Below are 13,544 nucleotides of genomic sequence, written 5' to 3'. Positions count from 1 at the left end.
GTGTGGTGGAAATCAGTAAGGGATGAATATGGAATGGGCTCTGGAGCTTCTCACTGAAATGAGTAGGTAAAGACGGTTACTTCACGTTATCGAAGTATGAAGTGAGCTAATGATAGCTAATTAAGGTGGTACCGCGGGAGTCTCTCGTCCTTTTTATAGGATGAGGGGTTCTTTTTATTTTTATGTTGAGGAAGGAGGAGTTAGTGTCAGTGAAAAAATAATGTTAACAGGAATTAAGCCGACAGGTTATCCGCATTTAGGAAATTATATTGGTGCAATTAAACCAGCATTACAAATGTCAAAAAATAATGAAGGAAAAGCATTATATTTTATAGCTGACTATCATGCGTTAAATGCTGTGCATGATCCGAGTCAGTTTAGTAGTTATACGAAAGAGGTAGCAGCTACTTGGTTATCACTTGGACTTGGTGAAGAAGTTATTTTTTACAGACAAACAGAAGTGCCGGAGATTTTAGAATTAGCTTGGATATTAGCTTGCCTAACTCCGAAAGGTCTTATGAATCGTGCTCATGCGTATAAAGCGAAGGTGGAGCAAAATAAAGAAGCGGGTTTAGAGGTAGATGCGGGAGTGAATTTGGGGTTATATACGTACCCGATTTTAATGGCAGCTGACATATTACTATTTCAAGCTACTCATGTACCAGTTGGAAAAGACCAAATTCAGCATATTGAAATTGCGCGTGATATTGCGACGTATTTTAATCATACATTTGGCATGACATTTACGCTTCCGGAGTATGTCATACAAGAAGAGGGTGCCATTTTACCTGGCCTTGATGGAAGAAAGATGAGTAAAAGTTACGGAAATGTAATCCCATTATTTGCAGAACAAGAAAAACTACGAAAATTAATTTTTAAAATCAAAACAGATTCTTCACTTCCGAATGAAACGAAAGAGCTAGAAACGTTATTTACAATTTATAAAGAATTTGCGACAGAAGATGAAATTCAGTCGATGCATGAAAAGTATGAGATCGGCATTGGATGGGGCGATGTGAAAAAAGAATTATTCCGTGTTGTTGACCGTGAATTAGCAGGTCCTCGGGAAAAATACGAAATGTATATGAATGAGCCGCATTTATTATATGAAGCGTTAGAGAGAGGTGCTGAGAGGGCACGAGCTATCGCGAAGGTGAATTTAGCGGAAATTAAAAAACGAATTGGATTTGAGAGGGAACGTTAAGCGTTCCCTTGTTTTTGCTGGTAATCTGTAATAATCCTATCAATAACAGGAGGGAGATTACTAGGTAATTCATCAAGTGAAAAGAAGCGCAGTTCTTTCGATTCCGTTTGATCGCATACAAGCTCACCGTGGAATTCTCGGCAAATATAAACAGCGAGTACACCGTGTACTTGATCGCCGTTTGGATAGATTTGAAAGAAATCAGGTCCTGAGTATGTACGGAATAGTTCTGGATTTTTAATGATAAGTCCGGTTTCTTCATATACTTCTCGATTTAAAGCGTCTTCTAACGTTTCGTTATATTCTAAGGCGCCACCAATAATACCCCAGCGGTTAAAATCTGTACGGAGCTGCAGTAATATTTCATTTTTCTCATTTAATATAATGGCGTGTGATCCGATTAAAATGAGTGGATGATTTCCTACTAGATTTCTCATGTCTTCAATATAGCCCATAATTCTTCTCCTTATATTTAATAATAATTAGGCAGTTCTTTTAACATTTTTTCTGTTTTACGTGCTGTAAATGCTAAGTTATGATCATCTTTTGTTCTAAAAAATAATGTGCGTAAAAAGATTTTAATGTTTGCGCATAAAATACAATACTCATTAAGGGAAAGGCGTTTTCTAATTTGAGGAAGCCTTTTTATTTTTTTATAAATAATTGAAATTAACTCATCTTGCGGGAAGTCATGATATAGCATAGATAGTAACGGTGTAACAATTCGTTCATCTTCATTATTATGAAAAAGATCCGATGGGATGAAAATTTTATTTAATAAACAATGAATTAATTCCTCGTACCATTCAAAGGTCGTATAGGAATTGTGAACAATTTCAGAAAAGGCATCAGATACGTGGGCAAGACAATGAGCCCATCCTTTATTTTCAATATAGCCTCGAAAATCCATTTCTAAGTTTGTGTATGTAATGAGTTTGTTTTTTATTTCTTCGATATCCTCCTCTGTAAAAAAGTAGTGCGAGTTAGCGAATTGGAGTATTAATGCAAGTAACGAAACAGTATAAGAACGTGTGAAAACCCCATCTGTAAGTGGGGAGTGAATGTCACAATATAAATACTCATCACTTAAACAAGTTTGTAGAAGTAATTTCAGTTGATCGTCCATAAGGAATTCATGATGAATGAAATGTGCAAAACATTTATATATAAGTTGGTAACGAACGTAACTATCAGTTGTTCCGATATATTGAAGCATATTGAGCGTTAACTCATTAATATCTATATGTTGCAGTTGCGTATAGTCATTTTGTTGTATAAGCTCTAACTGTTGTTGCAGCGCTGTAATATCCAATGGAGAACCTCCTCCGCACTTTAAAGATGCGATGTTTTCTAGTATTCTATATATTCAAGGACAATCCTGCTCATGCAAGGAGAACAAGTAGAAATTCGAGTATGACATAGATGAGGGAAGTATATGATGACTATAGAACAGTTAGAAAAACATTTTAAAATAAGAAGAAATGCTTCTTCTATCATGATAAAAGAAAATAATGCAGAGGTTTTTACAGAAGAGCAATTAGAAGAGATAATGCAATATTGCGTTGCTGAAGCTGAAAAAGATGGAATAGAAGAATTGCAATTTGAGATTTCTTCAAAAAGCCCAAACTATGATGTGTATAAGAAATGTTTCGAAACGTATTCATTTGAATATATTACTGAAAATATGATTGTATTTAAGGATATATATGAAGTAGAAGATATAGAAAGTGAAATTGATTTTAAGCTTATTGAAGAGATAGGCGAAGCCGCTTTTTATTCACTGTGGAATGAAGTGACGGGAGAACAAATCGATTATGATCAATTTGTAAATACGATGCTACAAGAAATAGGTGGGCAATGGAAAGAACATTGTTTAACAGCAAGTATCGATGAAGAGCCAATAGGAATTGTAATCCCGCATATTGAAAGAGGTACGTTAGAAGAAGGAAAACTTATGTATTTCGCAGTCGCTCCAAATATGCGAAATAAAGGGTATGAAGCCGCATTCTTTACAGGGGCAATGTTTGTCTTGAAAGAAATAGGTGCATCTTATTATATTGGCGAGACAAATGTACAAAACGAGTGGATGAAGGATGTCTTTGAAAAGAACGGATGTCAGTTGCTGAGTTGTACTGAGCGATATGTGAGGAAGTTTTAGGAGGATGAATGGTGTATACTCTCGAACTCGTATAGCGGGAGGGGACTATATATGTTAAAGCAATCCATGCATTCATTCGTTTTACTGTATCCACATGTATTGTTAGAGAATTGGAAAGTTGAAAAGGTTTCAGAACGTTATGAAGGTGAAAAGTGGGAAACTTTTTGGTTTCAGGTTGTTACTCCAACTGGAATGTTTCGTGTAAAAGAGTTTTTTCTAGATATAATGGAGCCGGTATTTCCAGATAGTTGTATTTCTCAAGCAAAAGGAGCTTGTTTTCAATATAAAGGGCTTGTGTATTGGAAAGGTGTAAATTATAAGGCAAAAGAAAGTTACGTTACATCTAAATGGAAAACACAAATTGAAATTTCTATTGATCGTGGATATGTAAACCAAGATGAAATGGAAAGATTTCTATTTGGGTTACAACCTGTAAATATGGAGTTGGCGAAAACGATATTACATACACCATTTCATTTATTAAGCTTTCAAGCGAAGAGAGGTGAAATGGGTGAGATAGGAAGATGCCGTGAGTGGAATGCTCCCGAAGACGTATCCTATGTTAAATTATCAATTCATGGAAAGTTAAGTTGGAAACTTGAATCAGTTGGTTGCGGAAATGATGAAATACAGTATGTATACTGGGATGAAGATAGTAAACTATATGCACTTTGGGTTTGTCGGCATAAAAACAAAGTGTACTATCCTGTTTCTTCTTGGACAATGAATTATGGCCCAAAACAAATTATAAATGGATTAGAGTTTTATTCGCACCCTGATCGCGGGACAGTTGTATATGAAGATTTAGGTGATGAACAAATCGCATACGTATTTCGAGGGAATCCGTGTACAAATTTTGAACAAGTAAAAGAACTTTTTGCCTATTTGTAAGATAAAAAGAAAAATGAGAACGACAAAATGGATATTTCTATAATACAATAAAGAAAGATTCGATTATATAAGAAAGCGTTGGTGAAAGAATGGAGCAGCAAAGAAATTGGTTACAAGCGACTGTAGAAAGAAATGAAGATAATACGTTATATATAAAGTGGGAAAATAATATAGAAGAAGTTCGTATTTACTGGAGTACTTCACCAGATCATATTGAAGAAAATGGAGAATTACTTGCAACAGTAAATGGAGAATCATCATGTACAATTGAAAACCCTAGTGAAAATGAGCGTCCATATTTTAGACTAGTAGGAAGTAATGGACAAGCAGTGACAGTAGCTGAGCGTAGATTGCCATTACAAGGCGCGTTTAACTTCCGTGATATGGGAGGATATGAAACGACTGAAGGCCGTAAAGTAAAATGGGGCAAGCTGTACCGTTCTGAGGAATTAGCAGGACTAACAGAGTGGGATATCGACTATTTACAAAAGTCTGGCTTAAAGCTAATTTGTGACTACCGTACAGACTTTGAAGTGAAGCATAAGCCGAATCCAGAGATTACAGGTGCTCGTCAAGTGTGTTTACCAGTTATGCAAGATTTAGCGAAAGACTTAAACATAAATGAATTTTTCCAAGTTGGTGACCTTTCTATGTTAGGGAAGCCAGGTGAGTATCTTGTGAAAATGAATCAAGATTTCGTAAGTGGTAATGAAGCATTCGTGAGTTTCTTAAACTTAGCGCAAAATCCAGAAAACTTACCATTAGTAAACCACTGTACAGCTGGAAAAGACCGTACAGGATTTGGCTCAGCATTATTATTACTTTTACTAGGTGTACCGGAAAAAACAGTAATGGAAGACTACTTACTAAGTAACGGTTTCCGTGAAAAGTTAAATGAAAAAATGATGGCGTTTTTAGGTGCGAAATTACAAAACGACGAAAGTAGAGCAATATTAGGTGCGATGTTTGAAGCTCGTGCTGAATATTTACAAGCTGCGATTGATGAAGTTAAAAAGCAATACGGATCAGTGGAAGCATACGCTGAAAAAGCTCTTGGCTTTACGAAAGAATCGCTAGAAGAAATGAAAGTGTTATTGCTAGAAGATAAAGTGAAACTTTAATCAGTGGGGGGGTTCATCCCCACTGATTATTAGCCTTCACCAATCAGGCGTTAATGCGGGATAAATAATGAGGAGGGAGGCTAATTGGATTAGCCTCCTTTTATTATTGTTGCTATAATTTTGTTTATGAGGATTGTTGTACACTGGGGAGAAAATGGATGAAAAGAACTTAAGAATCGGGGGATAAAATGATTCATACACGTGTAAAAGCAGAGGAGTTAAGAGGAAAGTTAGCAACAATACTAAGTCAAGATTATAAGGAACTAGCTGTTCAGGATTTAAAGGTGATTGGAACGGGAGTGCAAAATATTGTTTTTTGCGGAGATTCAGAAAAGGGACCTTTAGCATTTCGAGTGCCGTGGGAAAGAGAAGTAGAAAATATAAATGAAGATTTATTTAATAGTCGGATTTCATTGCAAAAGGAAACAGAGCTTTCTAAGTTTTGTTATTCAAAAGGTATTCCAGTGCCAAAGATACATGGATTGCATCTTTCTGCCGAACTTGATTTTTTAATATCGGATTATGTATCTACTGATCATATGCCAATTTCTGCATGTAAAATAGGGAAGTTAGTTAGTGAGCTTCATAGTATACCAATCGATGGTTTACAATATGAGCAGAACATTAGAGAGCCTATTAGTAAGTATATAGCGGAACGCATTGTGAAACGGATAGAAGGTTTTAATACAATTACGAACTGTGGAATTAAACTTCCAGAGACAAAAACAATTGAACATATTCTTAGTACAGCTGATCATATAAAGAGTTTATTGCATATGGACATTCGACCAGCCAATTTAATTGGATATAACGGAGAAATTAAAGCGATAGTGGATTGGGATAACGCTCTAATTGGTCATCCATTATTGGAGCTTATGAGAATAGCTGAAACGAATGAGGTGAATTGGGACGAATTTGAAGAGGGATATAAGAATGATAGTATCTTTAACGCTCCCCCGCATATTGTTAGTTTATTTTATAGGTTAGATACAGCAGTCATGCTTGCAAACTTATTTATAGCACATTTGAAAATAGAAGATAAAGGTGTATTCTATAAAGAGCGAGTCAAAGCGCTTTATAATGAAATATATAAAAGCTTATAATTAAGCTATAAGAAGTGTTTAATATAGGAATTGAGGCGAACATCATGAAATACAAAGTAATACTATTCGACGTAGACGATACATTATTAGATTTCCCTGAAACAGAAAGAAACGCATTACATAACGTGTTTGTACAATTTGGCATGCCTACAGGGTATAATGATTATCTTGCAAGTTATAAAGAGATTAGTAATGGATTATGGAGAGATTTAGAGAATAAAATGATTACGCTAAGTGAATTAGCGGTAGATCGATTTAGACAATTATTTGCTCTTCATAATATAGAAGTAGACGCGCAGCATTTTAGTGACGTATACCTTGAAAGCTTAGGAAAAGAAGTACATCTTATAGATGGTGCAGTGCAATTATGTGAGAACCTTCAAGATTGCAAGTTAGGTATCATTACGAATGGATATACAAAAGTGCAACAATCTAGAATTGGAAATTCGCCTTTATGTAACTTCTTTGATCATATTATTATTTCTGAAGAAGTCGGCCATCAAAAACCAGCGCGTGAGATTTTTGATTATGCGTTTGAAAAGCTTGGGATTACTGATAAATCAAGTGTACTAATGGTTGGAGACTCGCTAACTTCTGATATGAAAGGCGGAGAAGATTACGGTATTGATACGTGTTGGTATAATCCGAGTCTGAAAGAAAATACGGCAGGCGTTAAGCCGACCTATGAAGTGGAGAACCTGCTACAAATTTTAGAAATTGTGGAAGTGGCGGAAGAAAAGGTAGTCTCATTTTAATCTTGTTAAGATTTGTCGAATAGTTGATATATTGTAAGTTACGGTAGATGTATTTGAAAATCGTGCATATAATTTCATATACTAAGATATGAGACAAAAAAGATGGCACCAAGTCAAAATAATTTTACTGAAAGAAAACAGAAATAAAATTAGAACCATTTAAACAAGCTGGAATTGAAATTGAGGATTAATGTGGAGAAGGTTTTGGAAAACAGAAATAACACTAAATAATATATTTAGCTGTTTGTAATTGGTCATTACAAACAGCTAAAAAAAACGATTGCCTCTTAGGATCCAAGCAATCGTTTTTTTATTTTTTTGGGAGATGAAATTTGTATTTTTATACCCTATCTCCATCAAGTTTAAAAAATGTTTGTTCCCCAGTAATGAAAAAAATGAATTTAATTCTCATAAATAACTGTAAAGTGGTAAAAATTTCGTTTTGGGTGTAATTTAAAATCTCAAGTTAATGGGCATGGGGTGGAACCCTTTCCTTGTTTAGACCGGATATCCGCCTGTTGGCGGTGGCCAAGCACTAAATAATCTGCGAATCAGCACAATTTCTCCTAAATGGTAGGAGTTATGAGATGCAATATTTCGTAGAACACCGCCAGGGGTTTCATCAGGCCATTCCTCCAATGTTTTGTCCAAGTGAACAGTTTGGGCGATCGTGCATGCCTGTTCAATCCCTTGAAGAAAATACTGAATAATCTGTTGCCACTCTTCCTCACTGCCAGGGCATTCTTCTTCAGGCCAGCTCTCTTTTACATGGGCAGGCAATGCAGGTTTCTTCCCCTGAGCGGATAATAAGAGAAAATCTTGCCAATAGGTCATGTGTTTCACTAATTGATAAATAGAATAAGGCAGTTCCTCTCTGCGTTTTCCCGCAAGCGCCACGTCTATATCCGACAAAGCATTCTTGATGGGAAGATGTCCTCGTTCCCCTCTTAACGATTTTACTAATGCCTGGCTAAACGCTTTATTTGATTGCTCCATAATAACTGACTCCCATCCTGTTTTATTTTCTAATTTGCTGATTTTATGATTCCGTCTTTTTTATATGTACTAAATAAATTATAGAAGCTTTACGACTATTAAGAGAAAGTAAAATAAGGCAAGAATCACTGACTTCTTAACGTACAGGAAATCGTAGGTTTTTATTTAATTAGTACCTTAATGTACAATTGTATTAACAGATAAATCAAAGGTTCGAATGACAACATTCAGGTCTGCGTTAATATCAGCCACTTTTGATTTTAGCTTTTCCGATCCCTCCTGAATTTTATCCAATTGATTTTATTGTGAATAAACTATGAGTTGATTATAATAATTAGAGTGAACTCTAAGTCAAGAAAAAAATAATAAAAGGATAGTTATTCTATTATGAGGGAGTTCGCGAAGCAAAAATAGCGCTACTATACTAAGGTCATTCACATTTTATAATGCGATAATTAAATATTTATATATACATAGTTTCTCAGAGTGATGCGATGTCATGTATGAGCTGTGTAACAACTAGAGGTGAGTGAAGGATGTTAATGTTTTTATTTGAGTTAGACAAGGCTATCCCGCAGAAGGATGAGCCACGGTATGCCGCTTATGCAAATGGCTTTATTGAAGGGGATTTAACGATTCGCGTGAGTGACAGCGTATTTTTTCGGAAGTCATGCATGAAGGTTGCAGAGCTTGGCATTTATTTAGGACAGTGGATGGAACAAGTGCAACATGGGCAGAAAGAACAATTGAATTATGAAACGAGTGACCGTGAGGAAGTAATTCTCGGATTCGTATATGAAGAGGAAGATCAGTGGAGAGTTTTTTCCAGTTGGCAGCAATTTGAACTTCAAGAGCGTATATCAACTACAACATTAGTAGAGAGCGTCGGGCGTTATTTATATGAGCTAAATAAGGAACTGCGCGCGATAGAATATCCTGTGACGTTTGATCAGTACTTAAGAGGGGAGCGAATGATGCAGCTTTCTTATAAACGACTGTGTGATAGTAAAGCGGATACGACTTCGATAGAGGTTTACAATGGAAGCGAAGGAGTAGGCGCAGTACGGGGCTATTATAAAAATACGTTGATGAAAGTGCTAGACTTCATTCCGAAAGTCGGTAGTAATATCATTTATGAAATAAAGGATAGTAAGAACAATATTCGCGTCATTGCAAAGGATGTAAGTAGGCAGCGTCAAAGAAGGATTTTAGTAACGTACGTCGATAATAATGATGCAGAGCATGAAATAATGGTATGTGACGGAAAGTTATTGGATGCAAATTTCTTATTTACCTTTACATATAAGAGAGAAGAATATGTTGTTCACAAAAATTCACTTGGGATTGGAAAGCTATTACGAAAGGGCTATGTAATCGCAGATTGGAATATTCGTCTTGAGGAAGATATGTATTATATCGAGATGAGTGTATATGATGAGGATTATATAGAGGATCAATACTTACTGTTAGGCGTATTTCATGCGGTTTTGTATGGGTGATAAATGAAAAGTACTGGTATTCTTCATGGGAAGGATACCAGTATTTTTTTATGTGGTTCTGGAAAAAGTACAGTATTTTCGTTGCAACATACTGGTCGCTTTGATGAATGCAGTGATAAAAACCATAAAAAATAGGCGTATCAAGCAAAGTGTTGATACACCTTAAAACTACATTGTTAAACAACATGCGTCGTCTAGTATATATTTAATTACTTTAGATTCAGTATTATGTATTAAACTTGGTGCTCTTTATTAATCCTCAAAAATAAAAATCTCATCAATCGTACTATGAAGTGCCCTAGCTATATCGTGAGCAAGCTGTAAGGAAGGATTATATTTTCCTTTCTCGAGATGGCTAATTGTTTCACGGCGTACACCAACGCTTTTCGCTAAATCTTCCTGCGTCATATGTACTTTGGCACGATATTCTTTTATCTTCGTTACGAACGCCATGGTGCATCTTCCATTTCATCAACTGGTTTATCGTAAAAGAACATAGAGAAGCCGAACGTAAGAATGAGTGTGCTGAAAATAAGAGCAATATCAATCTCTTGTAGTGTAGGATTCGGAAATAACATTTCAATAAACATAATGATAGCGGTAGTTAATAACGTAACGATAAAGGCGTTGCGGCAAGATTTATTGACGATTTGTTCAAAAAGCTCATCGTGATGAACTTTTCTATACGTCGTGAAAAAGGAGAAAAAACAAAACATAGTAAACAATCCTTTTTCATAAAAAAATCCGAGAAACCCAAAGAAACCGAGAAATCCTAAATATTTTATCCAAGTCGTTTTCATGATAGATTCTCCTTTCAATGTTAGAAATAAAGTGAAACTTTAATCAGTGGGGTGTTCATCCCCCACTGATTATTAGCCTTCACCAATCGGGCGTTTACGGGCAGCAGGGCTCCCACCTAACTTCTTTGCTCCAGCCGAATTTTGAGGTGGGAGTCTTACTGCTCACAAATAGCGGGATAAATCACTATATGTTATAAATATATCACATATGGAAATTCATAGTAATAATAGTTTTACGATTTATTTCATAATAATAGTAAAAAAGGTTAAATATTCTGTAAAATAAAAAGGGAAATATCGTAAAATGGATGTAAGGAGGGGGAGGAAGAAATGTTAACTGGGATAATGATTGTTATATTACTTGTAGTTATTACTGTAATTGGAACGGTGTTAATTGGGCGAAATGGTGATGCGAATTATAGTAAAGCGACAACAGGAAATATTAAACGACTTACGATGATTTATATAATACTAGCCGTTGTTTTAATCGTTGGATTAGGAATTTATATTTATTTTAAAGGTTGAAAAAACTGAAAAATATAAAAATCTAAAAATATAAGTATGCTATAATGTTAATATAGTTAATTGGTAATTAAGGAAAGGATTGGATGTAATGATCGAAATTTTGAATGTGTCAAAAAGTTATAATGGATCTAACTATGCAGTAAAAGATTTAAGTTTATCTGTACCGAGCGGAGAAATCTTTGGGTTTTTAGGACCGAATGGTGCGGGTAAATCAACGACAATTAAGATGATTACTGGTATTCATGGGGTGGACAAAGGAACCATTACAATCAACGGTAAAGATATTATGAAAAATCCGATGGAAGCGAAGAAAACATTTGGCTATGTTCCAGATAGCCCGGATATGTTTTTACGATTAAAAGGGATTGAATATTTAAACTTTATGGCTGATATGTATGAAGTACCGAAGGAAGTAAGACAAGAACGAATAGAGTCATTAGCGAAGAAGTTTGATCTGTACAATGCTTTATCTGATCAAATTCAAAGTTATTCACACGGTATGAGACAAAAGATTGTTATTATCGGTGTGCTCGTACATGAACCAGATGTGTGGATTTTAGATGAACCGTTAACAGGTCTTGATCCGAAATCTGCCTATATTTTAAAAGAAATGATGAGAGAACATGCAGATAAAGGGAAGATTGTATTTTTCTCGACACACGTATTAGAAGTAGCTGAAAAAATATGCGACCGCGTCGCGATTATTAATAAGGGAAATCTTCAGTTTAAAGGGAATTTAAATGAAATGAGAGACCATTTTGAATCCAATGAATCACTTGAAAAAATGTTCTTGGAGATGACGGGAAATGAGTAAAATTTGGACGTTAACGAAAGTATTATTGAAATTAAATTATGCAGATTTCATAACAGATAAAAAGAAAAGATGGGCGTATTTATTTTCATTTGCAGCCATTTTATTTGTAGGTTTTTTAATATTTGGTTCGATGACCCATGGAATATATGAAGGAATGATACACCTCGGGCAGGATCCAGGAATTGTTATTGCGATGGGATTAGCAGTTGCTAGTATATGGGTATTTTTGATGAGTATTATGAACATTTTAACAGTGTTTTACTATAGTAATGATGTTGAAATGTTGCTACCGTTACCGTTAAAACCAGCGCAAATTATTTCGGCAAAGTTCTTTACAGTGTTAATTACACAATACGTAATGAGCTCGTTTATTTTATTGCCTATCTTTATTACTTACGGTTTAAAGAGTGGTGCTTTCATTACATATTACATTTATATGATTGTCATTTACTTATTCTTCCCGATCATTCCGCTAGTTTTAGCTTCGTTAATTATGACAATTATTATGAGGTATACGAATATAGCGAAAAATAAAGATCGAGGAAGTATATTTATTGGAATCGTAAGTATACTATTTATCGTCGGAATCAATGTATTTATGCAATGGAGAAATAAAAGTGCAGTATCTGGAGCTGGAGATTCGGTTGCGAATTATCTTGCAAATAATGAATCCTCACTTTTCATACAAATGACAAATTATTTTCCAACTACATATTTTGGAGCGATGGGATTAGTAGAAAATGCATCGTGGAAGGGAATATTATACGTACTAATATACATTCTTATTTCTATCGCATTTTTCGCGCTGTTTTACTACATTGCAGAGCGTACATATTTGAAAGGAGTTATTGGACTTTCAACGAGTACAGCAAAGAAAGAGGTAATTTCAGCAGAAGGTTTACAGAAATCAACGGTACAAAGTTCGCATTTAAAAGCATATGTGAAAAAAGAATTTAAAACGTTATTCCGCACGCCACAATTTTTCTTAAATTGTATTGTGCAAACTTTCGTTATGCCAATTATGCTGTTCTTTGTTTTGTTTGTACAAGATGGAAATTTGAAATGGATTACAGGGTATATTGATAATCCAGAATCAGCAGGTTTCGCAATTGGTGTTGGCCTTTGTGCATCCTTATTTTTAATGGGGAGTAACGTTATTGCAACAACGTCATTCTCACGAGATGGAAGCTCTTGGTTTGTGAATCGTTACTTACCAGTAAAGGCTTCGGATATCTTTTTTGCGAAAGCAATAACTGCTTGGTTAATTAATGTGGTCATTTTAGCAGTATTCGGTATTACGATGGCAGTTGTAGCAGGTATTTCGCCAGTCTTCATGATACTTTGGTTCTTACTAAGTGCGAACGGTTTATTGTTAATTAATTTAATAGGTACACGCTGGGATGCACAAACTGCAGATATACATTGGGATACAGAGCAGAAATTATTTAAAAGTCGATATACAACTTTGTGGAATTTTTTAGCTAATATTTTAATAGCTTTAGTTATTGTAGCAGGTGTAAGTGTATTATACTTCTTCCTTCAAGTAGGACTTTGGATTATGTTTATCGTTTTATTTGTAATGTTTACGATTGTAAATTATATCTTTATTAAAATTTTAAAATTAGGCGCTGAGCGTATATTGTCAAATATTCAATAAGAAGGTAGATGGAGGAGAAAA

At 35.0% G+C, this 13,544-nt stretch carries 15 protein-coding genes and 1 other annotated feature (1 of these 16 cut by a window edge); of the genes, 10 read left to right on the top strand and 5 right to left on the bottom strand.

The features are described from left to right. Positions 1–155, top strand: a binding site (T-box leader) (it extends 53 nt beyond the left edge of the window). A 5-nt stretch (positions 156–160) separates the two neighbouring features. After that, on the top strand, positions 161–1,204 hold the full coding sequence (locus tag MR155_RS20795) for a tryptophan--tRNA ligase (RefSeq protein ID WP_242310975.1): 1,044 nt from the start codon (positions 161–163) through the stop codon (positions 1,202–1,204). Here the strand turns inward: MR155_RS20795 and MR155_RS20790 are convergent. Then, the gene (locus MR155_RS20790; RefSeq protein ID WP_060750676.1) at positions 1,201–1,659 is read right to left on the bottom strand and encodes an NUDIX hydrolase; all 459 of its coding nucleotides are present in this window, start codon (positions 1,657–1,659) and stop codon (positions 1,201–1,203) included. The genes MR155_RS20795 and MR155_RS20790 overlap by 4 nt on opposite strands. A 17-nt stretch (positions 1,660–1,676) precedes the next feature. Then, entirely contained in the window at positions 1,677–2,516 is an 840-nt protein-coding gene (locus tag MR155_RS20785) for a DUF2785 domain-containing protein (protein ID WP_002013997.1), read from the bottom strand. Between the two features lie 123 nt (positions 2,517–2,639). Between MR155_RS20785 and MR155_RS20780 the strand changes: the two genes are divergently transcribed. From MR155_RS20780 to MR155_RS20760, 5 genes are all read left to right on the top strand, one after another. After that, positions 2,640–3,362 carry a GNAT family N-acetyltransferase gene (locus MR155_RS20780; protein ID WP_242310974.1) on the top strand — a complete coding sequence of 241 codons (723 nt, stop codon included), beginning with the start codon at positions 2,640–2,642 and terminating at the stop codon, positions 3,360–3,362. A 51-nt stretch (positions 3,363–3,413) separates the two neighbouring features. Then, complete coding sequence (locus tag MR155_RS20775; protein WP_219303163.1) at positions 3,414–4,253, top strand: hypothetical protein; 840 nt, start codon at positions 3,414–3,416, stop codon at positions 4,251–4,253. Between the two features lie 89 nt (positions 4,254–4,342). Beyond that, positions 4,343–5,374, top strand: a complete 1,032-nt coding sequence (locus MR155_RS20770) for a tyrosine-protein phosphatase (RefSeq protein WP_219303162.1) — start codon at positions 4,343–4,345, stop codon at positions 5,372–5,374. Positions 5,375–5,562: 188 nt separating this feature from the next. Continuing rightward, positions 5,563–6,477, top strand: a complete 915-nt coding sequence (locus MR155_RS20765) for a phosphotransferase family protein (protein WP_242310973.1) — start codon at positions 5,563–5,565, stop codon at positions 6,475–6,477. Positions 6,478–6,521: 44 nt separating this feature from the next. Then, a complete protein-coding gene (locus tag MR155_RS20760) occupies positions 6,522–7,232 on the top strand; it encodes a YjjG family noncanonical pyrimidine nucleotidase (RefSeq protein WP_242310972.1) in 711 nt (236 codons plus the stop codon). 498 nt (positions 7,233–7,730) lie between these two features. On the opposite strand, the gene MR155_RS20755 is transcribed toward MR155_RS20760, so the two are convergent. Then, entirely contained in the window at positions 7,731–8,228 is a 498-nt protein-coding gene (locus MR155_RS20755; protein WP_219303159.1) for a DinB family protein, read from the bottom strand. A gap of 536 nt (positions 8,229–8,764) precedes the next feature. Here MR155_RS20755 and MR155_RS20750 point away from each other — a divergent pair. After that, complete coding sequence (locus MR155_RS20750) at positions 8,765–9,727, top strand: tubby C-terminal domain-like protein (protein WP_242310971.1); 963 nt, start codon at positions 8,765–8,767, stop codon at positions 9,725–9,727. A gap of 252 nt (positions 9,728–9,979) precedes the next feature. On the opposite strand, the gene MR155_RS20745 is transcribed toward MR155_RS20750, so the two are convergent. Next, on the bottom strand, positions 9,980–10,180 hold the full coding sequence (locus MR155_RS20745) for a helix-turn-helix transcriptional regulator (RefSeq protein ID WP_215551964.1): 201 nt from the start codon (positions 10,178–10,180) through the stop codon (positions 9,980–9,982). Beyond that, positions 10,168–10,527 (bottom strand): DUF3796 domain-containing protein, encoded by a 360-nt coding sequence (locus MR155_RS20740; protein ID WP_113935929.1) that lies wholly within the window; start codon positions 10,525–10,527, stop codon positions 10,168–10,170. Before MR155_RS20740 ends, MR155_RS20745 begins: the two co-directional genes overlap by 13 nt. A 330-nt stretch (positions 10,528–10,857) precedes the next feature. Here MR155_RS20740 and MR155_RS20735 point away from each other — a divergent pair, with 330 nt between their 5' ends. From MR155_RS20735 to MR155_RS20725, 3 genes are all read left to right on the top strand, one after another. Then, positions 10,858–11,052, top strand: a complete 195-nt coding sequence (locus MR155_RS20735) for a hypothetical protein (RefSeq protein WP_002066080.1) — start codon at positions 10,858–10,860, stop codon at positions 11,050–11,052. An 88-nt stretch (positions 11,053–11,140) separates the two neighbouring features. Beyond that, positions 11,141–11,866 carry an ABC transporter ATP-binding protein gene (locus tag MR155_RS20730; RefSeq protein WP_002066081.1) on the top strand — a complete coding sequence of 242 codons (726 nt, stop codon included), beginning with the start codon at positions 11,141–11,143 and terminating at the stop codon, positions 11,864–11,866. Next, positions 11,859–13,523 (top strand): putative ABC transporter permease subunit, encoded by a 1,665-nt coding sequence (locus MR155_RS20725; RefSeq protein ID WP_113935928.1) that lies wholly within the window; start codon positions 11,859–11,861, stop codon positions 13,521–13,523. The genes MR155_RS20730 and MR155_RS20725 overlap by 8 nt, the downstream gene beginning before the upstream one ends. The last annotated feature ends 21 nt before the right edge of the window (positions 13,524–13,544 follow it).

It is taken from the genome of Bacillus cereus group sp. BfR-BA-01331, from assembly GCF_022663915.1.
In the GTDB taxonomy this organism is placed as follows: domain Bacteria; phylum Bacillota; class Bacilli; order Bacillales; family Bacillaceae_G; genus Bacillus_A; species Bacillus_A mycoides.
The sequence above is the reverse complement of the archived record's forward strand: the minus strand, read 5'-3'. Positions and strand labels throughout refer to the sequence as shown.

Bases quoted from the DNA above. Each gene is read 5' to 3' on its own strand.
- MR155_RS20795 (WP_242310975.1), top strand. From the start codon at position 161: ATGAGGGGTTCTTTTTATTTTTATGTTGAGGAAGGAGGAGTTAGTGTC.
- MR155_RS20790 (WP_060750676.1), bottom strand. From the start codon at position 1,659: ATGGGCTATATTGAAGACATGAGAAATCTAGTAGGAAATCATCCACTC.
- MR155_RS20780 (WP_242310974.1), top strand. From the start codon at position 2,640: ATGATGACTATAGAACAGTTAGAAAAACATTTTAAAATAAGAAGAAAT.
- MR155_RS20775 (WP_219303163.1), top strand. From the start codon at position 3,414: ATGTTAAAGCAATCCATGCATTCATTCGTTTTACTGTATCCACATGTA.
- MR155_RS20770 (WP_219303162.1), top strand. From the start codon at position 4,343: ATGGAGCAGCAAAGAAATTGGTTACAAGCGACTGTAGAAAGAAATGAA.
- MR155_RS20765 (WP_242310973.1), top strand. From the start codon at position 5,563: ATGATTCATACACGTGTAAAAGCAGAGGAGTTAAGAGGAAAGTTAGCA.
- MR155_RS20760 (WP_242310972.1), top strand. From the start codon at position 6,522: ATGAAATACAAAGTAATACTATTCGACGTAGACGATACATTATTAGAT.
- MR155_RS20755 (WP_219303159.1), bottom strand. From the start codon at position 8,228: ATGGAGCAATCAAATAAAGCGTTTAGCCAGGCATTAGTAAAATCGTTA.
- MR155_RS20750 (WP_242310971.1), top strand. From the start codon at position 8,765: ATGTTAATGTTTTTATTTGAGTTAGACAAGGCTATCCCGCAGAAGGAT.
- MR155_RS20745 (WP_215551964.1), bottom strand. From the start codon at position 10,180: ATGGCGTTCGTAACGAAGATAAAAGAATATCGTGCCAAAGTACATATG.
- MR155_RS20740 (WP_113935929.1), bottom strand. From the start codon at position 10,527: ATGAAAACGACTTGGATAAAATATTTAGGATTTCTCGGTTTCTTTGGG.
- MR155_RS20735 (WP_002066080.1), top strand. From the start codon at position 10,858: ATGTTAACTGGGATAATGATTGTTATATTACTTGTAGTTATTACTGTA.
- MR155_RS20730 (WP_002066081.1), top strand. From the start codon at position 11,141: ATGATCGAAATTTTGAATGTGTCAAAAAGTTATAATGGATCTAACTAT.
- MR155_RS20725 (WP_113935928.1), top strand. From the start codon at position 11,859: ATGAGTAAAATTTGGACGTTAACGAAAGTATTATTGAAATTAAATTAT.